Source organism: Oscillospiraceae bacterium, from assembly GCA_035353335.1.
GTDB lineage: Bacteria > Bacillota > Clostridia > Oscillospirales > JAKOTC01 > DAOPZJ01.
Map to the genome: position 1 here is coordinate 24095 of DAOPZJ010000002.1, position 21585 is coordinate 45679.

At 50.5% G+C, this 21585-nt stretch carries 20 protein-coding genes and 1 tRNA gene; 8 read left to right on the top strand and 13 right to left on the bottom strand.

Annotation, left to right across the window (positions count from 1 at the left end; all coding sequences use genetic code 11):
* Window positions 1-98 precede the first annotated feature (98 nt).
* Together PKH29_00785 and PKH29_00790 are read left to right on the top strand one after the other, a co-directional pair.
* Window positions 99-1373, top strand: coding sequence for a hypothetical protein (locus PKH29_00785; GenBank protein HNX13371.1), 1275 nt, complete (start codon window positions 99-101; stop codon window positions 1371-1373).
* The gene (locus PKH29_00790) at window positions 1363-2721 is read left to right on the top strand and encodes an MFS transporter (GenBank protein ID HNX13372.1); all 1359 of its coding nucleotides are present in this window, start codon (window positions 1363-1365) and stop codon (window positions 2719-2721) included. Before PKH29_00785 ends, PKH29_00790 begins: the two co-directional genes overlap by 11 nt.
* Window positions 2722-2795: 74 nt before the next feature.
* Here the strand turns inward: PKH29_00790 and PKH29_00795 are convergent, their stop codons facing one another.
* Entirely contained in the window at window positions 2796-3242 is a 447-nt protein-coding gene (locus tag PKH29_00795) for a DUF3788 family protein (protein HNX13373.1), read from the bottom strand.
* Between the two features lie 228 nt (window positions 3243-3470).
* Between PKH29_00795 and PKH29_00800 the strand changes: the two genes are divergently transcribed.
* The 3 genes from PKH29_00800 (at window position 3471) to PKH29_00810 (ending at window position 5203) form a co-directional block, all read left to right on the top strand.
* Window positions 3471-3557, top strand: a tRNA-Leu gene (locus PKH29_00800).
* Window positions 3558-3642: 85 nt separating this feature from the next.
* Window positions 3643-4182 (top strand): GNAT family protein, encoded by a 540-nt coding sequence (locus tag PKH29_00805; GenBank protein ID HNX13374.1) that lies wholly within the window; start codon window positions 3643-3645, stop codon window positions 4180-4182.
* 361 nt (window positions 4183-4543) lie between these two features.
* Window positions 4544-5203 (top strand): SH3 domain-containing C40 family peptidase, encoded by a 660-nt coding sequence (locus PKH29_00810; GenBank protein ID HNX13375.1) that lies wholly within the window; start codon window positions 4544-4546, stop codon window positions 5201-5203.
* Window positions 5204-5493: 290 nt separating this feature from the next.
* Here PKH29_00810 and PKH29_00815 read toward each other — a convergent pair whose 3' ends face one another.
* A complete protein-coding gene (locus tag PKH29_00815) occupies window positions 5494-6555 on the bottom strand; it encodes a hypothetical protein (protein HNX13376.1) in 1062 nt (353 codons plus the stop codon).
* A 414-nt stretch (window positions 6556-6969) separates the two neighbouring features.
* Between PKH29_00815 and fba the strand changes: the two genes are divergently transcribed.
* Window positions 6970-7905 carry a class II fructose-1,6-bisphosphate aldolase gene (gene fba, locus PKH29_00820; protein HNX13377.1) on the top strand — a complete coding sequence of 312 codons (936 nt, stop codon included), beginning with the start codon at window positions 6970-6972 and terminating at the stop codon, window positions 7903-7905.
* 136 nt (window positions 7906-8041) lie between these two features.
* On the opposite strand, the gene PKH29_00825 is transcribed toward fba, so the two are convergent.
* The 8 genes from PKH29_00825 to PKH29_00860 form a co-directional block, all read right to left on the bottom strand.
* A complete protein-coding gene (locus PKH29_00825) occupies window positions 8042-8290 on the bottom strand; it encodes a sporulation initiation factor Spo0A (GenBank protein HNX13378.1) in 249 nt (82 codons plus the stop codon).
* A 201-nt stretch (window positions 8291-8491) separates the two neighbouring features.
* On the bottom strand, window positions 8492-9151 hold the full coding sequence (locus PKH29_00830; GenBank protein ID HNX13379.1) for an HD domain-containing protein: 660 nt from the start codon (window positions 9149-9151) through the stop codon (window positions 8492-8494).
* 71 nt (window positions 9152-9222) lie between these two features.
* Entirely contained in the window at window positions 9223-12726 is a 3504-nt protein-coding gene (locus tag PKH29_00835; GenBank protein ID HNX13380.1) for a DNA polymerase III subunit alpha, read from the bottom strand.
* Window positions 12723-13739 carry a DNA-binding protein WhiA gene (whiA, locus tag PKH29_00840; GenBank protein HNX13381.1) on the bottom strand — a complete coding sequence of 339 codons (1017 nt, stop codon included), beginning with the start codon at window positions 13737-13739 and terminating at the stop codon, window positions 12723-12725. Before whiA ends, PKH29_00835 begins: the two co-directional genes overlap by 4 nt.
* Before the next feature lie 6 nt (window positions 13740-13745).
* The gene (gene murB, locus PKH29_00845; protein HNX13382.1) at window positions 13746-14645 is read right to left on the bottom strand and encodes a UDP-N-acetylmuramate dehydrogenase; all 900 of its coding nucleotides are present in this window, start codon (window positions 14643-14645) and stop codon (window positions 13746-13748) included.
* A gap of 9 nt (window positions 14646-14654) precedes the next feature.
* A complete protein-coding gene (locus tag PKH29_00850) occupies window positions 14655-15608 on the bottom strand; it encodes an ROK family protein (protein HNX13383.1) in 954 nt (317 codons plus the stop codon).
* 45 nt (window positions 15609-15653) lie between these two features.
* A complete protein-coding gene (gene hprK / locus PKH29_00855; protein HNX13384.1) occupies window positions 15654-16604 on the bottom strand; it encodes an HPr(Ser) kinase/phosphatase in 951 nt (316 codons plus the stop codon).
* Window positions 16605-16672: 68 nt separating this feature from the next.
* Window positions 16673-17134: a YfcE family phosphodiesterase gene (locus tag PKH29_00860; protein HNX13385.1), complete on the bottom strand. Its 462-nt coding sequence runs from the start codon at window positions 17132-17134 to the stop codon at window positions 16673-16675.
* Window positions 17135-17179: 45 nt separating this feature from the next.
* Here PKH29_00860 and PKH29_00865 point away from each other — a divergent pair, with 45 nt between their 5' ends.
* Together PKH29_00865 and PKH29_00870 are read left to right on the top strand one after the other, a co-directional pair.
* Window positions 17180-17374, top strand: a complete 195-nt coding sequence (locus PKH29_00865; protein HNX13386.1) for a hypothetical protein — start codon at window positions 17180-17182, stop codon at window positions 17372-17374.
* Window positions 17375-17406: 32 nt separating this feature from the next.
* Complete coding sequence (locus PKH29_00870) at window positions 17407-17697, top strand: hypothetical protein (GenBank protein HNX13387.1); 291 nt, start codon at window positions 17407-17409, stop codon at window positions 17695-17697.
* Between the two features lie 154 nt (window positions 17698-17851).
* Here PKH29_00870 and PKH29_00875 read toward each other — a convergent pair whose 3' ends face one another.
* The 3 genes from PKH29_00875 to dnaG form a co-directional block, all read right to left on the bottom strand.
* Window positions 17852-18256 (bottom strand): Rrf2 family transcriptional regulator, encoded by a 405-nt coding sequence (locus tag PKH29_00875; protein ID HNX13388.1) that lies wholly within the window; start codon window positions 18254-18256, stop codon window positions 17852-17854.
* Window positions 18257-18285: 29 nt separating this feature from the next.
* Window positions 18286-19647: an RNA polymerase sigma factor RpoD gene (rpoD, locus tag PKH29_00880; protein HNX13389.1), complete on the bottom strand. Its 1362-nt coding sequence runs from the start codon at window positions 19645-19647 to the stop codon at window positions 18286-18288.
* A gap of 78 nt (window positions 19648-19725) precedes the next feature.
* Window positions 19726-21471 (bottom strand): DNA primase, encoded by a 1746-nt coding sequence (gene dnaG / locus PKH29_00885; protein ID HNX13390.1) that lies wholly within the window; start codon window positions 21469-21471, stop codon window positions 19726-19728.
* Between the last annotated feature and the right edge of the window lie 114 nt (window positions 21472-21585).

Here is a 21585-nt window from a genome sequence, read left to right on the forward strand (position 1 = left end):
CGGGGCTGGCCGCAAAGCCGATTACCAAAGCGCAGACACGAAAAAAGCTTTCGCCTTCACAACCATCAGGGCCGCTGCTTTCTGCCGGCCGTTTTTTAATGCCCGTATATCTCCGTTTGGCACTCTCCTTTGAAAAAACAGAGATTCGAATCCCCGAGAAAATTATCGAGGCCCTCCGGGACTTCCAACAAAAAAAGACGCGTCTGATCGTCGCTTTCCGCCACCCCTACGGCGACGAACCCCAGCTGCTCTCTTATGTATTTAATTACCTCCTCCCGCGCTTAGCGAAAAAGCTGAAGACGCCGCTTCCCTGCAGCTCCCCCATTCGCCTGGTTCACGATTACGCCGTTCCGCTCTGGGGCGGCGGATTCATCCGTTTTATCCTGCCGCGCGCAGGCGCTTTGCCGGTCTACCACGTCAAAGCCGAACCTGTGAGCATGAAAAATATCAGGGCGGTCCTTCGGGACGGCAATTCTCCGCTCGGCATCGCCCCCGAGGGCCAAATTTCCTATCACAGCGAGACCCTGCCCCGAATCGAGCCCGGAACGGTACGCATCGGCTTCTGGTGCGCAAGCGAACTTGAAAAAGCCGCCCGCCCCGAAAAGGTCCGCATTCTTCCGATTTCGGTGCATTACCAATACGATTCGCGCGACCGAAAGAAAGTTCTTGCCGCTCTCGATCACCTCGAATCTCTCTGTGGTATGACTCCAACATCATATAATGACATATTACCGCGTATCGAAGCCCTCGAAAACCGCATTTTGGACGTCGCCGAAGAATATTACACAGCGCTCGGTTATCGGCCGCAAAACCCGACCGCAGGCGAAAGCGAAAAAGCAAACAAACAGCGCCGCTGGGAGGCCCTTCTGCCGTTTGTGATCGAATTCGCCGAAAACATATTGGGGCTGAACGCAAAAGACGATTCCTTTATTCAGCGCATGTACCGCGTGCGTCTTGAGGGCTGGGACCGCATCTACCCGGAAAAACCCATCGAAACCCTCATCCCGTTGGAGACCGCTCTTGCGCACCGCCGCACCGGAGAGGCCTGGTATGCGATGCGTCATATGGAGCTTTTCGACCTGATGTCTTACTACGACCTTAATTATCTCAAAAGTGACCCGAACTCTTTTGACCGCATCGTCGAATCCGTGATTAATCTCCAAGACCTCGCGTTTCGCTTGATGGGCGGCAACATCACCACCCGCCCCAACAAAATCCGCAAAAAAGCGGTGATCGTACCGGGCGACTGCCTCGACCTCACCGAACGGCTTCCCGATTACCACAAGAACCCGAAACAGACCGCCCGCAATGTAACCGATGAACTAGCCAATAAATTTATCAAATGTATAAAGGTGTATCATCATGAAAAATGAAGAAACAACAGCCGTAAAAAAGACCAAGCTGCCCTTTGGGGTCAAAATGGGTTACGGAGTCGGTGATCTGGGGGGCAACCTCTTTTTTACCGCGATGGGTTTTTATTCGCTCATCTATCTGACCGACACTGTCGGCATCGCCTCTGCGCTCGCCGGAGCAGCCATTTTAATCGGCAAGTTCTGGGATGCGGTCACTGACCCGATGATGGGCTATATCTCAGACCGAACCCGCTCCCGCTGGGGACGCCGCCGCCCCTATTTTTTATTCGGCGCATTACCGTTACTTTTATCAATGTGGTATTTCTTCTCCGCGCCCGATTTTCAAAACCGACAGACACTCGGCTTTCTCTGGGCACTCTTTGCGCTCTGCCTGCTGAACACCGCCTACACGGTTGTCAACATCCCCTATGGCTCGCTGACGCCCGATCTGACCAAGGACTTCAAGGAGCGAACGTCCCTCAACGGCTTCCGGTTCAGTTTTGCGGTTATCGGCACCATATTGGGCGCAGCCATTGTCCTGCCTATCGTGAATGCGGCAAGCGACACCCATAAGGGATATTCGAATGTCGGTTTGATTTTCGGTATCATCATGGCGGGGACGATTTTAATCACCTTTTTCACCGTACGCGAGACCGAACAAAATCACGTTATTTCAAAACAAAAATTTTTCGGAACGTTTGCGGTGGTTTTTAAAAACAAACACTATATGCGGCTCGCCGCGGTCTATACCCTGAACCTCACCGGCCTCACCTTTGTCCAGACCATGCTAGTGTATTATTTTAAATACATCTATCAAAACGAAGGCATGACCACCATTGCCATGATTTTATTGCTCGGCGTCGCCATGGTCTGTATTCCGGTCTCGGTGCTGATTTCCAAGCGCATCGGAAAAAAGCGCACCTATCAGATTGCGCTCGGTATTCTTGCGGTCTGCTGCCTCGGGATGTTCTTCTTCGCGCACATTCTCGGCATGACGTTCACGTTTGTCGTGATGGCCATCGCCGGCATCGGTCTCGGTTTTGCTTATGTGCCACCGTTCGCCATGCTGCCCGACGTGGTGGAAGTGGACGCAGTACAGACCAAGAGCCGCAAGGAGGGCGCTTATTACGGCATGTGGACCTTCTTTTCCAAAATCGGTGTCGCGCTTGCCGCGGCCCTCTCGGGTGCATTCTTAAGCCTTGCCAGTTTTGTGCCGAATGAGGTCGCCCAGACGGATTCCGCGCTTTTCACCATCCGTCTGTTAATCGGCCCGATCCCTGCCGTGATTTTTATCGCAGCCATCCTGCTCGTCCAACGCTACCAACTCGACGAAAAGACCTACAACGCCATCCTCGCCGGGGAGAAATAATTTCACAGAATATAAATACAAGAAGCGTTCCGCTAAAACGGAACGCTTTTGCTTTAATATCACTTAATTCACATTTATTGCTTCGCCGCCAGCTTCAATCCGCAAATCTTTTTATAATCCTCAAAAACTTGTTCACTGTCCGCTTTGAGGATCATCCATTTGCCGATTTTCATATAATCACCCGCCTTGCGGTACGATTCGGCGGTATAGTCACCGAGCACCGGCAAAAGCAGCTCCATCTGCGCGTCCAGCTTATACCCGATGATGATCATCACATAAAATGTCCCCCGGCGCGGATACCAAGTCCCGAACGCCTGTCCGCTCTTTTGAAACTTGACGTTCCACATGGGCATTCCGCTGCACCCGCTGTAAGTCAGCTTCGGTTTAATCTTATAAGCGGTTTCAAAATACTCGATCAGCGACAGCCACAGCCCCTTGACCGGCCCGACATACTCTGCGATATCGAGCAACGTCGGTTCTTTGTCCTTCAGGAAAAGTTTATTCCATTCTTGTTGTTCCATGATGATTCACCGTCCTTATAACAAAATCTACGCCTTGCTTTACTTCGTGTTTTATCGGGTATTTTGAATATTTTGTAATTTTATCATACCATACCGCTCCGAAAATAGCAACTGATAACTCAGAATTGCTGTCTGTCGAAAAATTCTATATTTCCCGCTTGACAGATTCGCGTGTTTTGTTTTATAATAACTCTTGCACTTTCGGATTTTCCGAAACGCTTTTTATCTGCGGGTATGGCGGAATTGGCAGACGCGTATGGTTCAGGTCCATATGCTCGCAAGAGTATGCAGGTTCAAGTCCTGTTACCCGCACCACTAAAAGAACGCTAATTTTGATACGATGAGTAGCAAAGTCAGCGTTCTTATGCTATCGGCAGGAAGTTTATATTGGGAGAAAACAATGAAATATTATAAGAAGATTATCGGAGAGCACTTATATCTTTCACCCGTCAACTCGGATGAAGTTGATACTTATTTAAAATGGATGAATGAGGATAAAACGCTCGCAGTAAATTTCGGCCAATATCCTCTGATGGTTTCATCAAAAAGTGATTTGAATTGGCTTTATGAACCACCCAAAAATATGCATCGTTTTGCGATAGTTCTTCTTGACAATGATGTGTTGATAGGAAGCATAAGTCTTCACAACATAGATCATCTAAACCGCAACGCCTATATTGGTATCTTTATCGGCAACGAGGAACAAAGAGGCAAAGGATACGGTGCCGAAGCTATTCGACTGATACTTAGCTATGGATTTAAGACAATGAACCTTCATAGTATAAATCTTACCGTACATTCGGATAATTACGGCGGTATCAAATGCTACAAAAAGGTAGGATTCCAAGAAGTCGGAAGATTGCCGGAGGTGCTTTTCATAAACGGAAAGTATGTTGATAAGATTTACATGAGTATACTTGAAAACGAGTTTTTAGGATAGATTGCAGATACCTAAACCACCCCTGCTTGGGCTTCACGTTTCGCGCGGCGAAATACTTCACTTCGGCGCAAGCCAACGCTTCACGTCGCTTTTTGCTTCACTTCAATTCGTTCTTTATTTATGTGATGAAAATCGCTTGTTCTCTCTTTCCACCGCTTGGCAGATCAGGAATCATTTAATGGGTTGACTGTCATAACACTTAGCGTTATAATCTAACTCGGCTCACAAGAGCGAAATCTTTGTCACATGACATAAAGATTTTTGCATGATTACGACGAAAAGTAATTTGCAAAGGTCTTTTTATTTTTGCAAAAAAACAAAATTTAAATAAAACGTCATGTGAAACGGTAAGGAGGAACCCATGAAAATTTACAAGAAAATGATCAGCACACTGGCGGCATTGCTGATAGTGGTCAGCATGTTTGCATTCGCCGCTTTTGCGGCAACAACCGGAACTGTGCGCGTTGCGACTTCAAGCTACTTGAATGTGCGTTCCGCTACCGGCAGTACGGCACCCATCATCGGCAGGCTTGCAAACGGCACGCAGATTTCCATCCTCGGCAGCAGCAACGGCTGGTACCAAATCTCATATAACGGCACAACAGGATGGGTATACGGACAATACATAACCGTTTCGAACGACAAAGAGCAAATTGTCGTGAACGCGGCAAACAGCGCAATCGGTGTTCGTTATGTATTCGGCGGCGCAACATTGAACGGTATGGATTGTTCGGGCCTGGTCGTTTACAGCTACGCAAAAGCGGGCATCACGCTTCCGCATTCGTCTTCACAGCAGTCCTCGCTCGGTGTTGCGGTCAGCAGGGCAAATCTGAAACCCGGCGACCTCGTGTTTTTTGACACGGACGGCGGACTGAACAACATCAATCACGTTGGCATCTATATCGGCAACAATAACTTCATCAGCGCCCAGTCCGGCGCGGGGTATGTAAAAATGGCATCTCTCACGAACACTTATTGGTCGTCAAGATATATGACCGCCAGAAGAATTATCAACGCATAACATGCCAAAATCAAAACCGCTTATTGATAGATTTTCTATCAATAAGCGGTTTTCTTTTTTATTCCAGTAAGGATATTTTCGAAAAAAATCTTTTTAATGGATTATTTTATCGATTGATATTTCATCTGCAAATCATGATATTTAAATAAAACATTAATTAATTCGGTGTTGTATGTTTCCCATGAATGGCGGGGGAAAGAGGGGCAGAGTCTATAATTCTTTCCGTCAAAACTCACATCAACGGTAAAGACTTAGCATAAAATGCACTTCCTTTAAGTAATTTTAACGACCTAAAACCTCTTTAAACCCTCATCTAAAATTTCAACCAACCGGTCGAAACATCCTGCAGCCTCACGGAGCAGAGCGGCGATTTTGATGCGCTTTTCGGGGTCTTTCATAACCTCATTTGAGACATTAAACCCACCGCCGAGGTTTTGGAGCTCTCTCCAAATTCCGCCCTTGCCGTCGCCGTTTCCGATTCTGAAGAACTGAGCGGCTATTTGATTTTTCATATCGTTGGATTGCGGATTGAGCTCCGCAAATCGATGTAAAAGAGAGGCATGCGGTGCGTCGATGATATTGTTTGCCCACGCGTTTGTCGCCATGCTGCAAAAATAGACCCCGTAATTCGCCCATAAATCGGTTTCGTTTTCAAACCGCTCGTTTTCAACATCATCCGCCCAGGCGCGAAATGCTGCCGCCCCGTAGCATTTTCCGTCGCTTTCGGGCAATGTCAGCCAAATCCGCATCTTCTTAACCGCAGCAAAGACAAGGTCTGCATAAACAACATCGTGTTTTTTATCGCCGATAAAAATCCAGTCCTGTTTCACGGTATTTCCGGTTTCATATCTGACAATTTTATCATAAGGGTTGGTATACAACAATATGTTTCCGTTATCCTCATATCCGACAAAAAGGCAATAGGTGAATTCGGAATTGGCCGTCGGCGTATCGGCCATCGTGGTTCTGACAAGAACCGGAATGCCTTTATCAATAAACGCCATTACCTTTTGTCTATATCGTTCTTTTTCCGAGTTGATCTGTTCGGCGGTGATGTAAGTATAATCATAACCGATGGCGTCAAATACATAACGGATATGTTTCTCCCCGGCACGAAACCCCGATACGCAATATTCGCAGAGTGTTGACGGATTTTTGTCATAAATTTGCGTTAAACCGTCCCCCGTTATCCAAGAGAAATTCCAATAATCCAATTGATTTTCGCCCGATCCCTCATTGAGGGACTTTCGCTCCATGATAAATGCCATGCAATCGTCGAACGGATAGTTTTTCCCCTCCATTCCGTTTGCGATCCCCCGAATATCGAGTAATCGATTGCTGCTTTGTCTCATTTTCATCCTCCGCTGATTGTAGCATCGCTTTTGATTTTGCCGAAACATCGGTGATCTTCATCAATTCTGTCCCGTTCCCTTCGACCCAGAATTTATTGTAACACTTAACCCTGCGTCAATGTCAACCGAATTAAAAAATTATTTCGATTTATGTATAAAATTTATGAATATGGGCATATTATAAAATTTATACCTAATACTCCCACAGAGCTAAAAAAATTCCGCAAACCCGCTTTAAATGCGGCATCTTGTAACGGGCGCTGAATTAAAATGATGACGGGAGATATTTTTCGCTGCGGCAACCGGTATTCCAGATAACACGGAGCCGGCTCCGCCCGTTGACACAAAATCGATTTCGGGATATAATACCACAAGAACCAACGTTCGACTCATTCGTGAAAAGGAGCAGTCAATATGCCGTTAGTAACAAGCAAAGAGATGTTTAAGAAGGCCTATGACGGCGGATACGCCATCGGCGCGTTCAACGTCAACAATATGGAGATCATCCAGGGCATCACCGAAGCCGCCAAAGAAGAAAATGCCCCGTTGATTCTTCAGGTTTCCTCCGGCGCGCGTAAGTACGCCAACCATACCTATCTGATGAAACTGGTCGAAGCCGCGCTCATCGAAACCGACCTGCCCATCTGCGTCCATCTGGACCACGGCGATACGTTCGAGCTGTGCAAATCCTGCGTCGACGGCGGATTTACCTCGGTCATGATCGACGGCTCCCATTTTTCGTTTGACCAAAATGTAGAGCTGACGAAAAAAGTAGTCGAATATGCCCATGCCAAAGGCGCTGTTGTCGAAGGCGAACTGGGCCGTCTGGCCGGCATCGAAGACGCTGTCAATGTCAGCGCCGAAGATTCGTCCTATACCCGCCCCGAGGAAGTTGAGGAATTCGTCGCCCGCACCGGCGTCGATTCGCTCGCAATCGCCATCGGCACCTCCCACGGCGCGTATAAATTCAAACCCGGCACCAAACCGCAGCTTCGTTTTGACATCCTCGACGAAGTCACCAAACGCCTTCCCGGCTTTCCGATCGTTCTGCACGGCGCTTCCAGCGTCATGCCCGAATTCGTGAAGATGATCAACGACAACGGCGGAAATATGCCCGACGCCATCGGCGTTCCCGAGGATCAGCTGCGCCAGGCAGCCAGAAGCGCGGTCTGCAAGATCAACATCGACTCCGACCTGCGTCTTGCGATGACCGGCACGATCCGTCAGTATTTCGCTCAGCATCCGGATCATTTCGACCCGCGCCAATACCTCAAACCCGCGCGTGAGAACATCAAAGTGCTTGTAAAGCATAAGCTCGTCGAAGTTTTAGGCTGCGCAGGCAAAGCGTAAACACCTGAAATCAAAAGGCCGGTACGATTTGTACCGGCTTTTTAAATTTGTGATGGACAAAAGGAAACGCGATGGCGGAAACTGCAGCGAACATGAATCTCTTTAAAAAAGAACCCTCCTTTCGGAGGGTTCTTTTTTAAGTATAATCCACTTCCCTGTTTCGGGCGAAATTCTGCGCCCGCTGAACCAGGCAGTCGATGACGTCTTCGGGGGAGAGGATTCCGTGATCGGCTTCCATCTCAGCCCAGTTGGCTTTGGCTTTCGGATCGGGATTCGACATTCCCTCCATGATTGCCATACCAATCTCTCTGCGGACTTCCTCTACCGTGACGCCGTTAAGTAAAGCCACTTTTTCAAGAACACCCGCAATTTTTTCCTTGTTCATACCCATCCTGTCCCTTTCTTCGCTATGTATTTCTTTTCGAACAATTTCACATACTTTTTTGTTCGAAATCTCGCGTGGTTTCCGCGCCGCGCCCCCGCTGCAGGCACGAGCTCGTCCACTGAATAAAGGGTATCACATTGCGATTATCGAAACATGTCGAAAGGTGAAGGAAAAAATAAAATCTTTAAAGATATTGAGTATTTATACGAGCCGCTGTCCGTTGATGATGACGTGAAATTCAAGCCCCAATTTTTCTGCGGCTTTTCGGCACAGCAGCATCCGGGTTAGAAAGATCTCAAAATATTCGATCGCTGAAAAACGGCCGGTATCGATGGTCAGCTTAAGCTCAACAGCGGTCTTCTCTTCGTTGATCTGAGTCGTCGCCTTCTTGACCGAATAATTCACCCGGTCATGGATATCAAATTTTGCGACATCACGATTGCGTACACGGCTGCGGCGCACATCGGTCTTGTCGGCTAAAATCAATGCGGCGGCGACCGCGTTGACGGCTTCGGCGGTGCCCTCGTCGTGGTTGCCGATGGCGGTCACAATGGTCGCGATATCCTCCGGGCTTGCACCCATATTGTCCAAAATCCGAAATGCCATCACAGCACCGCTCTGGGCATGCTCGATGCGGTTGACGAGGTTGCCGATATCGTGCAAATATCCCGCGATCCGGGCGAGTTCGATCTCACGCTCAGAATAACCGAGTGTCGTTAAGATATAGTTGGCAGTCGAGGCAACCTTCAGTACATGCGAAAAGCTGTGTTCGGTGTAGCCGAGCGCAATCAGCGATTCGTCCGCGCGGGTGATGTAGGTTTTGACGGCGGAATTATTTTTTACCTGTTCGAATGTAATCATTTATCATTATTCCTTCCTTTTCCGATTCGATATTATTTTATTAAAAGAACTCCTTGATCTGAAAACTTTTTTCACTTTAAAAGTTTAACGTTTTCGTCCCCGAGCAATGATTTAAATTGGCGCAGCAGCCCGTCAGTGGGTACGACCCAAAGATTCCTGGGCGCTCTGACAAGTTTTTTATCGTCTTTAAAATAACAGTAGAGCGGTGTATCGCCCGGGCAGAACTGAACGATGTATCTGACCTGTTCCATGTTCGGATCGTCCTTGGATAAAAGCTGCAGATAAATTCCCGCTTTGGTATCCGTAACCGGTTCCGGCTCCTCTTTTGGCACAGGCGGCAGATTGCTGTCGTCCGGTGCGGAGATTGCCGCGGCGATCAATTTAACTTCATAGGTGTCCTGTTCCTCTGTGTCGCTCTCGCGAACCGAAATTCTTCCCGAAAACGACAGGGCTTTGCCGTTCGTCAGTAAATCGGCGCTCTTTCCGTATAAATCGGCGAACACCACGACTTCGATTCCAGCGGTTTTATCCTCTATTGTGACAAAGGCCATATTTTGTCCGTTTTTCGTCATCTTGACGGTTTTTGAAGCGACCACGCCGAGCAGCTCTATATGTTTGCCGTCCAGTTCCGGGGCATTTTCACCGAGCAAAGAGGAGATGTCCGGAATCTTATGCTGCCGTTTCAGCCCCTCGAATTTGTCCAGAGGGTGTGCCGAAAGAAACATTCCGGTCACTTCGCGCTCCTGGGCTAAAATTTCATCTTTCGAAAACTCGGCGGCATCGGGCAGCTCTGTCTCGGGCGGCTTTTCGGTGTTTTCGAACAGCCCTAACTGCCCCTCCACATTCTCATGGTCACGTTCGGCTAGTTCCTCTAAAATCAGTCCCGATGCGGACATCATCGCCCTGCGCGTACCCGGAAGCGTATCAAATACCCCTGCTTTGATCAACGATTCCAGCGCTCTGCTGTTCAGCTCGCGCCCGTAAACCCGCGAACAGAAATCATAAAATGTATGATAAGGCCCTTTGCGTTTGCGTTCGGCGACGATCAAATCAATCACCGCACTTCCGAGATTCTTGATTGCGAGCAGCCCGAACCGGATGCCGTTTTGGGCGGGCACAAAGGTTTTTTCGCTCTCATTGACGTTCGGCGGGTAAATTTTCAGCCCGTGCCGCTTGCAGTCCTCAATATACTGCGTCGCCTTGACGTCGCCCATCATGCTCGAGATCATCGCGGCCATGTATTCTTTATACCAATGCGTACGCAGATAAGCGGTCTGATAGGCGATCAGCGCATAAGGCGCCGCGTGGCATTTGTTGAAACCGTACCCCGCAAAGGTCTCCATATCGTCAAAAATCCGATTCGCGGTCTGCTCGTCGATACCCATGGACACCGCGCCCGGCACAATGACATTGCTGTTTTCGTCCTTCTCGCCGTGCACAAACCGCTCGCGCTGACGCACCATCTCTTTTTGCTTTTTCTTTGCCATCGCCCTGCGCACCAGATCGGCCTGCCCGTAAGAAAATCCGGCAAGGTCACGGCAAACCTGCGTCACCTGTTCCTGATAGGCAAATATGCCGTTGGTATCTTTGAGCGCGTTTTCAAGCTTTGGGTGTAAATAATGAATATTTTTCGGATTAGCCCGCCCCGCTAAATATTGCGGAATCGCCTTCATCGGCCCGGGCCGGTACAGCGAAATGGCCAGCATCAGGTCGTCAAGGTTTCTCGGCTTCATGTCAACGAGCAGCTGCCGCATGCCGCCCGACTCAAGCTGGAAAATCCCGTCGGTGTCGCCTTTTCCGATCAGCGCATAGGTCTTCGGGTCGCTCTCGGGGATCTTGTTGATGTCAAACTCCGGCTGTTGCTCATTTTTACGCACCAACTCGACCGCATCATGGATGACCGTCAGATACCGCAGCCCCAAAAAGTCGATTTTTAAAAGACCGAGTTCCTCGAGATAGTTCATCGTGTACTGGGTCACGACTGCAGCGCCGTTGAGGGCCAAAGGCACATAGTAATAAGCCGGTTTATCGGTAATTACCACACCGGCGGCATGGGTCGATGCATGGCGCGCCATGCCCTCGAGTTCTTTTGCCGCCGCGACGAGTTCCGCTGCCTGCGTGTCGTTGTCGCACTGTTGTTTTAACGGGCTGTCCGGCGCGTTAAAGGCATCCTCGAGCGTGCCGAACATCGAGTGGGGCACTTTTTTGGCGACCACATCGACGGCGGCATAGCTCATTCCGAGCGCTCTGCCCACATCCCGAATCGCCGCCCTGGCCTTCATCGTGCCGAACGTAACGATCTGAGCGACGTGTTCGGTGCCGTATTTCGCGATCACATAGTCGATGACTTCCTGCCTGCGCTCCTGGCAGAAGTCGATGTCGAAGTCGGGCATACTGACTCTCTCGGGGTTCAAAAACCGCTCGAACATCAGATTGTAGCGCAGCGGATCGACACCCGTGATGCCGAGACAATATCCCGTCAGAGAACTTGCACCCGAACCGCGCCCCGGTCCCACGGGAATCCCGCGTGACTTGGCATAGGAGATAAAATCGGCGACGATCAAAAAATAATCGGTAAAGCCCATCTTTTCGATGGTGGAGAGTTCATAATCCAACCGCTTTTGGGCCTCACCGCAGCTTTGCCCGTCATATCGTTTCGCCAGCCCCTCATCAGATAACTTTTTCAGATATTCAAAATGGGTGAACCCCGCAGGTACGTCAAAGTGCGGCAGTTTGGTCTTGCCGAATTCAAATTCGAAATTACATTTCTCCGCCACCTCGAGGGTGTTCGTGATCGCCTCCGGCGCGTAAGCAAACCGCTCCGCCATCTCAGCTTCGGATTTCAGATAAAACTCCTTGGTCGGAAACTCCATCGCTGAAGGATCATTGACGTTGGTGTTGGTCTGGATGCAGACGAGAATCTGCTGCGCACGGGCGTCGGACTTATCCACATAATGAACGTCGTTGGTGGCGACGACCTTGATGCCGAGCCGTTTTGCCACCTTCATAATCCCGGCGTTGATTCCCTTTTGGTCGGGAATGCCCTGATCCTGCATCTCGAGGTAATAGTCCTCTCCGAATACCGATTTGTACCATACCGCAGCTTCGAGAGCACCGGTAAAATCGTTCTGGCGCAATTTCGCCGCAACTTCTCCGAACATACAGGCAGACAGCGCGACCAGTCCCCCGGCGTGCTCTTTGATCAATTCTTTATCAATACGCGGACGGTTATAAAATCCTTCCATCCACCCCTTGGAGAGCATATAGATCAGGTTTTGATACCCGGTTTCATTTTTACACAACAGTATCAGGTGCTGCGAATTCTCGTCGCTCTTCTGCTTGTCCGACCTTGCCCTTGGCGCGACATAGGCCTCACAGCCGATGATGGGCTTGATTCCGGCGGCTTTTGCGGCTTTGAAAAACTCGACTGCCCCGAACATATTGCCGTGGTCGGTGACGGCGACGGCAGTCTGCCCAAGCTCTTCGCAGCGTTTCAGCAGTTTGCCGATGCGGCAAGCTCCGTCAAGCAGACTGTATTCGCTGTGCAGATGTAAATGAATAAATTGAGAGTTCATAAAGCTTCACCCTCCTTTACAGCAAGATCTTCCGCGATTTTTACGATCTTTGCCAGCCGGTGGTTGACCCCGCTTCTCCCGATGCCCAGTAAAATGCCGAGTTCCGAAAGCGAGGCGTCGTCATTTTCCACGCGTGCCAAAGCTGTTGTACGCAGTTCTGCCGGCAGATAGTCGGGGCTCTGTTTTAAAAAGATATATCGGATTGCCGCGATATGTCTTTCCGCTGCGTTCCTCGACTTACCCAAATTAGCCGCGTCGCAGTTGATCTGACGGTTCAGATTATTCGAGATATCGCGGCGAATGCGCAGGCTGGATAATTCGAACATCGCTCCGGTGTCGCCGAGTGCGGCGAGTAAGTACTCAATCTGCTCTCCGTCCTTGAAATACACCGCCCATTTTTCGCCCCGTTTCGTGATTAATGGGCGGAAATCCAACGTCTCCAGTAACCTTGAAAGTTCTCCAGCCGCCCGCTCGGTCAGCCCCGAAAACTCCAGATGGAGATCACACGCCGGGTCAGCGGCAAGCCCTGCCGAAATAAACACTCCTCGTAAAAAATGCTGTGCCTGTTCGGGATTTTCAAACAAAGATTTATCGAGCGTACCGTCTTCGCCGAACTGATTGAACACCGAAAAAATCCGGCTTCTGGACAGTTCTTCCGGCTTCGCAAAGTCTACTGTCGTAAGCGCCCTCATCGGATCGGCAGAGTGCGACATTTTAGGGTTTCTCGCCGGTTTCAGGCGGTATTCCCGCCGTTTTGCAGAGCGTGGCTCCTCAGAGCGCAGCACCGCAGCGCGTACACCGGTCGAGCGCAGTTCGACGGGTAAGACATGTCCTGTTACGTGTTCAAAAATTTCTCCGAGCGCAATCACTGCGCCCGGAATTTCGGTTCTGAGCAGGTAGTTTTTATGACGTCCGCAGTGTAAAAAAAGCAGCCCGCTACCGAACGCCCGCCCGTATTGAGCAGGTGTCGTAAGTTCGCAGAGCTTGCTTTTCACCTCATTGCAGAAAGACATCTGAATCTACTCCAAAAACTTGATCTCACAGACAAGGTCCACCCCGTTTCGGCGTTTGATCTCATCCTGAATCAAAGCGATTAACTCTTTTACATCCTTCGCGGTAGCATCACCGGTGTTGATGATGAATCCGGCATGTTTTTCGCTGATCTGCGCGCCCCCGATCTGTTTCCCTTTCAACCCGGCCTGCTCGATCAGAGCACCGGTGTAAAAACCGGGCGGACGCATAAAAACGCTGCCCGCACTGGGAAAATTGAGCGGTTGTTTATCGATTCGTTTTCCCTGAATGTCTGCCATCTTTGCCGCAATCACAGCACTGTCGCCCGGCACAAGCGCAAACTTTGCCCATACTATCAATAAATCTTTATCAGTAAAAAAGCTATGCCGATAACTGAACCCGCATTCCTCTTTTTTCAACGTTTTTGTCTCACCGTCGGCACCGCAGTAACCGACCTCGGTGATAACGTCCTTTAGTTCGCCGCCGTAGGCCCCCGCATTCATATAGACCCCGCCGCCAATGCTGCCCGGAATTCCAAACGCAAATTCCAGACCCGACAAATGATTGGCTTGCGCAAAACGGCACAATCCTGCCAGTGAGCCGCCTGCTTGTGCCGTAATCACATTGCCGTCGATATCCATATCGCCCATTTTTTCGCCGATTCGAATCACAACGCCGTCATAACCGTCATCCGAGACCAGCAAATCGCTGCCGCGTCCCATCATTGTATGTTTGATCCCATTCCGGGCGCAAAAACCGAGTAAAGCAGCCGCCTTTTTGGGCGTATCGGGCTCCGCAAACAATGCGGCAGGGCCGCCGATGCGAAAACTGGTGTGTTCGCTCAGCGGCTCGTTAATTCGGTATTCGATTTTTTCACGCTCGCAGAAAAAGGCCGCTTTTCCGGTCAAGATGACCTCCTAACGAATATTCCCCAAAAATGCCGCGCCGATAATGCCCGCGTCGTTGCCAAGCGTTGCCGCGACGATTCTGGTCTGGGGAATTCCGCTCCGGCTGTAAGTCTCCTTTGCGATTCGGGCCCGCAGCGGTTCGAGTAAAAAATCCCCTTCTTTTGAAATTCCGCCGCCGATGCAGAACACCTCCGGCTGGAAGATATTGATTAAACTGATGACGCCGCAAGCCAGATAGTCGAGATACTTATCCCAAACTTCTTGGGCGGCTTCGTCGCCTTTGCGTACGCCGTCGCACGCGGTTTTGCCTCCGGCGCTGTCTAAATTGCCGCCGCAGAGCTTCCACATAATCGAAGACGGGTGTTTCTGCATGCCGAGTTTGGTCATTTTGATCATACCGGTCGCCGAAGAGTAGGCCTCGAAACAACCCTTGCGCCCGCAGGTGCAGGGCCAGCCGTCCTTTTCGATGACCATATGCCCGAGTTCCGCACCCGCATGATTGAATCCCGCGTAGATTTTTTGATCGATGATGATACCGCCGCCAACGCCGGTGCCGAGAGTAATGGCTACCAGATCTTTGACCCCTTTGCCTGCTCCTGCCAGCATCTCACCGTAAGCAGCCGCGTTTCCGTCGTTGTCAACATAGGTTTTGACGCCAAGTCCCTTTTGGACGAGGTCGGCAATCGGGACGTTGTTGAATCCCAGGTTGTTGTTGTAGATGATCACGCCGCTCTTGGGTTCGACGGAACCGGGCGCGCCGATGCCCGCCCACTTGATGTCAGTCATCGTAAGGCCTGCGTTTTCCACGGCCGCTTTTGCCGCTGTGACCATGTCGGCTGCGATCTCCTCGGCGGGCCGCGGCAGGTTTGTCTTTACAGACGCTTTCCCGACGATTTTATATTGGTCGTCGCATACTCCGACCGCGATGTTGGTGCCGCCCAAATCGATTCCGATATAATACATGTTTCCTTCCGTCCTTTTATGAATTCAATTTCTTTATTTTCACGTTCAGAGTTCTTTATGCCTGGCCATCTCTTCGAATTCTTTGCTGTCCAGCCCGAGCTGCGTCATCAGTTCTTTCGTCGGGTTGTATCCGAATTTTTTATCGCGGTTATTCATCGCAGCGGTCTCAATGATGATGGCCAAATTCCGGCCCGGTTTGATCGGAATCGTAAGGCAGGGGATCGAAATGCCCAGAATATCAATTGTTTCGCTGCCGACCCCGAGTCGTTCATAGATCTTTTCAGAATCCCAGGGCTCCAGCTCAATGACAAGGTCAATTTTCTCTGTTGCTTTGACTGCGCCCATACCGAACAATCTGCGGACGTTGACCACGCCGATGCCGCGCAGTTCGATAAAGTGGCGGATATTCTCGGGCGACGAACCGACCAGCGTTTTATTGGACACGCGCCGGATCTCGACCGCATCGTCGGCAATCAGCCGGTGCCCGCGCTTAATGAGTTCCACTGCGGTCTCGCTCTTTCCGACCCCGCTGTCTCCGAGCAGTAATATACCCTCGCCGGAGACTTCGACCAATACGCCGTGTCTGGTTATGCGCGGGGCGAGCTCCACATTCAAAAGCGCGATCAAAGCAGCCATAAACTGGGAGGTCTGCTCAGCGGTCTTTAGTAATGCGACTCCGTACTTTTTGGCTGTTTCAACAAATTCCGGCATCGGATCCATATCGCGGGTGAAGATGACCGCAATCGGCTTTTTCGCCATATATTCCTCAGCACCTTTGACGCGCTGCCCGGAGGTCATATTTTTAAAGAAGGTAAGCTCGGCAAGCCCGATAATCTGAACACGGGTGCTGTCGAAGTACTCGAAAAACCCGAGCAGCTGAAGGCCGGGGCGGTTGACTTCGCAAGATGAGATCAAAATATTCTCGGGTACATCCGGCAGCGTCACCGGAACGAGGCCGAACTCCGAAATCAGTTTTGACAGCTTTACCGTATACATGCTCAATAAAAACGCCCCTTTCGCATCGCATTATACCGTATTTCCCGCGGGTTTTCAACCTCCGGGTTTTATTCCCGCAAACAGATCAAATCGGGCTTAAATATGCCTTTTTTGATCGTAAGCACGGCATAAGTCTGATCAGCTCCGAATTTCAACGTTCCGGGGCAGATGACAAAGATCCCGTTGACAAAATCGATGTTCGGAACATGTGTATGCCCGTGTAAAACCACTTTTGCCTGAAATTTTGCGGCCAGCAAAACCGCATCGGCGATCCCGTGAAAATCCTCGCCGTGCACAGCCGCAATCCGAACCCCTTCGAGCACCCTGACGTCTTTTTGCGGCAGATCGCTGCTGTAATCGCAGTTCCCCTTGACGCCGATGCAAAAGGCGCCTTTCTCCGGAATCAGAAACGCAAAATCGCGCCATCCGTCCCCGAGGTGATAAAATCCGTCGGCGTCCGGGTTTCGGGCAATCACTTTTTGTACGGCATCTGCGTTGCCATGGCTGTCGGACATCACTATGATCTTCATAATTTCGCTCCTGTCCGCATATTGTTTCTCAAAGGAGATGATTGCATGCCGTTGACGCAAAATGATCTGGATGCCCTTAAACGGCTGTTGGACGAGGCTGAGACCGACTCTTCGCCGGACCCGCATATCCGCCTGCTCACCGCGCTCGGCCCGTTTTTAACGTCCGACCGCCGACAGCGGCTTCCCGCCGCCATCGGGCTCGTCAAATACCTGAAAACCACAGAACCTTCCGGGGAATAACTAAAACCTTTTTAAAGGAGGGTAAAGACCAAATGCCTGAATACAATGAAAAAGACCTGATTAAAATGCAGAATGATGCAATGAAACGGGTCATGGAGATGCAGCGCAGAGCAAAAGAATCCTATTCCGCTTCACAGACCCCCGAACAAAACTCCCCCGAGCCGACATTTTCCTCGCAAAGCGGTGCCGCACAGGAAGAAGTATTTTTACAGTCAAAATCGTTTCATCCGCCGATGCAGAGTCCGGAACTGGTTCGGCAACTGTTCATACTCCTCGGCACCGACGACCCGGTCCTCTCCGCCGCGCTCGCATATCTATTATAACATATTTCAAATGTAAAGTGAAAATGTAAAGTTAATTCGATATTCACAGGTTAATCCTGCCGCCTTCGGAATTCTCCCTTTATGTTTCACATTTTACCTTAAACTGAAATAATATGAAAAAGAGCGGTTTTGCCGCTCTTTTGCATGTTATCATTTAAAACAGAATCTTTCCCATCTCTTTTCGAACCATTTCGGAAATGCGGTCAAACTCATTTTTAAATCGGCAGATGCCCGTCATACTCGGGTTGCTGCAGCCGTTTTGGGTACACCTCGCCAGTTCGAACCTGCCGTCGACCGCCTCGATGACCTCTCCGACCGAGATATCTCCGGCGGGTTTGGCCAGAACGTATCCGCCGCTGACGCCCTTATAGGATTTCGCAATACCGGCAGCGACGAGCTTACGCATAATCTTCAAAGTAAACCGAAGCGTGACGCCGGTGGCCTCAGCCAGAGCGCCCGCATCCAGCCGCCGGTTGTTTTCAACGGATTTGGCGGCTGCCATGGCTGATACGATTCGAACCGCATAATCCGCCTCAAGCGTCATGTTGGTGATATTCATAAATGAAAACCTTTCCCGCTCGATTTGTTTTATTCAAGGAAGTCCTTCAGCCGTTTACTGCGGCTGGGGTGACGGAGTTTGCGCAGCGCTTTGGCCTCGATCTGGCGGATGCGCTCACGCGTGACATTGAATTCCTTGCCGACTTCTTCAAGGGTGCGCTGCCTGCCGTCCTTGAGCCCGAAGCGCAGCAAGAGCACTTTCGCCTCGCGCGGAGTGATTGTGCGCAGCACGTCGTCCAATTGTTCTTTGAGCATGGTCAGATGGGCAGTATCGGCAGGCGAGGGCGCGTCGTCGTCGGGGATAAAATCACCGAGATGGCTGTCCTCTTCCTCGCCGATCGGCGTCTCCAGCGAAATCGGCTCCTGAGCCACCCGTAATATCTCACGGACTTTGCCCGTAGTCATTCCTACGGCCTCGGCGATTTGCTCGGGTGTCGCCTCCTGCCCGGTCTTATAAAGGATCTGATTTCCCGCCTTTTTGACCTTATTGATAGACTCCACCATATGTACGGGAATACGGATGGTCCTGGCCTGGTCCGCAATGGCACGGGTGATCGACTGGCGGATCCACCAGGTGGCATATGTGGAAAACTTGAAACCCTTGGTATGGTCGAATTTTTCAACGGCCTTGATCAGACCCAGGTTGCCCTCCTGAATCAAATCCAAAAACTGAAGGCCGCGCCCGACATAGCGTTTGGCGATGCTGACGACAAGTCGCAGGTTCGCCTCGAGAAGGCGTTTGCGGGCGTTCTCGTCGCCCTCGCCCATGCGCGTGGCAAGCTCAATTTCTTCTTCGGTTGACAGCAGGCCGACGCGTCCGATTTCCTTGAGATAGGCCTTGACCGGGTCGTCGATCAAAACGCCGTCGGCGGCTAAAGATGCCTCGAGATCGGGACCGTTGTTGAGTTCGGAGATAAAACTCTCAACGTCTTTGATGGCCTCGCTGTCCGGCTCCTGCAAATCATCAACCGGTTCCATATCGAGCGGTTCAATATCGAGATCGGGAATATCGCCCTCGGGTTCGGCATCCTCCTCTTCGAATTCATCTTCTTCGGCATCGGTGACGGGTTCACCGTCATCACCGAGCACAAGTTTGTCAATATCAAAATTTTTGAGCGCTTCTTCGTCGATATCGTCGAGCGTCACCGGTTCCTCATCCTCATCCGGTTCTTTCTCGGTGTCGAAATCCTCTTCTCTCTCAACCCCGCAGGCCTCGTCTTCCCCCGCCTCGGAGGCCTTATCCTCTCCCTCGATATCTTCAAATTTCTCATCGAAAAAGTCGTCCTTATCCCGTTCGAGCCTGCCTTCTTTTGCCGTTTTTTCGGATGGTTTTTTTAACGGGGACTCTTCCTCGGGCGTCAGGGCACTCTTTTTCTTGTTTTTGTCATCCATTTCTATTGTCTTCCTTTCGTTGAAGTTCGGAGGTTCGGTCCTCTTTGCAAATATTTTGAATCAAGAGCTGAACTCATGTCATACGTTGTTTTGATTTTTCCCGCCTTTGATTTTCTGAAGATCATTGAGGCGTTCCAGCAATTGTTTTTCATCATTTAAATCAATCGGCAGATCGAGTTTTAATTTATCGGTATACTTTCCGACCGTATTCATATCGGTACAGGAAGCGGGACCCGATAACATTTTTGACAGTTTCCCCATTTGCTCGACCGTGAATTTTTCTCCGAGCGGCGAAATGTCGATTGCGCCTTCGGGCGCGCGCGATTTGACGTAATCAAGCACCGAGTCCCAGAACGGATCGGGCAGCTTTTGAAACGGCAACAGCGTGCAGACCCGTCCGCAGTCTGCGGGGTTGTCGAAGAGATAACGGATGATCCCGCTGCAGACCGCGTCGAATTTACTCTCCGCTCCCGGTTTTGCAAGTACTGATGCCGGAAGTCCGCTGCGCCGGAGTTCTTCCTGCTGGCGGCGTTTTGCCTTAGATCGTCTCAGCCGCACGATCTCGGATAAAAGCGCCTTTTTATCTGCGTTTAGATCTTCCGCCGCTTTTGCGGCATATACGTCGGTTTCGACATCGCTTTCGAGATTGGCGAGTTCCGAGGCCGTCTCTTTCAAACAGGCGGTTTTCTCCTCCGGAAGGTCCAAATCATATTTTGTCTTAATCGCCCGCAATTTAAACGAAAGAGCGTCCGCACTGCCTTCAAGCAGCGCGGCAAATCGATCAGCGCCGAATTTTTTGATGTACTCGTCCGGGTCTTTTGCGTCTTTCATCTCGAGTACCCGGGCCGAAAGCCCCGCTTCCCGTAAAATTTCGTAAGCGCGCTGGGTGGCGGACGTCCCCGCCTTGTCGCTGTCGTAAGCGATGATAACCTTGTCGGTGTGGCGCGCCATCAAACGCGCCTGTTCCTGCGTCAACGCCGTTCCGAGCGTCGCCACCGCCTCTGTAAAACCGGCCTGATGCAGCATGATAACGTCCATATAACCCTCGGCCAAAATCAGATGTCCGGCCTTGGCTTTTTTGGCGAAATTCAGTGCGAACAGATTGCGGCTTTTTTTAAAAACAACGGTGTCCGAGGAGTTGATGTATTTCGGCAGCGAGTCGTCGAGAACTCTTCCGCCGAAGCCGATGATGCCGCCCGTTGAGTCAATAATCGGATACATCACCCGGTTGCGAAACATGTCAACGGTTTCGTTCTTTTTTGAAACCAAAAATGCGCCCGCAAGTTCATTGTCGGAAAAACCTGCGGCATTTGCGGCTTTTCTCAGATTGTCCCATCCCGCCGGTGCAAAACCCAGTCCGAAACGCTTGATTGTCTTGTCGGACAGCCGGCGTTTTTTTAAATAAGCCAGTCCCGCCGCTCCTTCCTGCGTAAAAAGCCGCTCGTGAAACCAACGCGCGGCAAAGCGGTTGAGTTCCAATATTCGAAGCTTTTGTTTGGAGTTATCCTGCTCAAATACGGATTTCGGAATCTCGACTCCTGCGCGCTTGGCCAAAAATTCGACGGCCTCCGGATATTCGAGGTTTTCGATTTGCCGGATAAAAGTGATGATGTCACCGCCCGCCCCGCATCCGAAACAGTGATAATGCCCGTCCTGCGGCCAAACCGTAAAGGAAGGCGTCTTTTCGGAGTGAAACGGACAAAGGCCGACCAAAGTCGTGCCTCTCTTTTTGAGTTGGACATACCCGCCGATCAGCTGTTCTATGTCTATGCGATACTTGATTTCGCTGATGATGTTTTCGGCAATCAGAGCATATCCCCCCAATCTACCAATATGTTATTATAACACGGTTTTTCGTTTTGTCAAACCAATTTGGTATAATTTCCTGTTAATTCATAAATTTTGCCGCTTCGCAAGGCGGTATGAGGGCATCCCGCC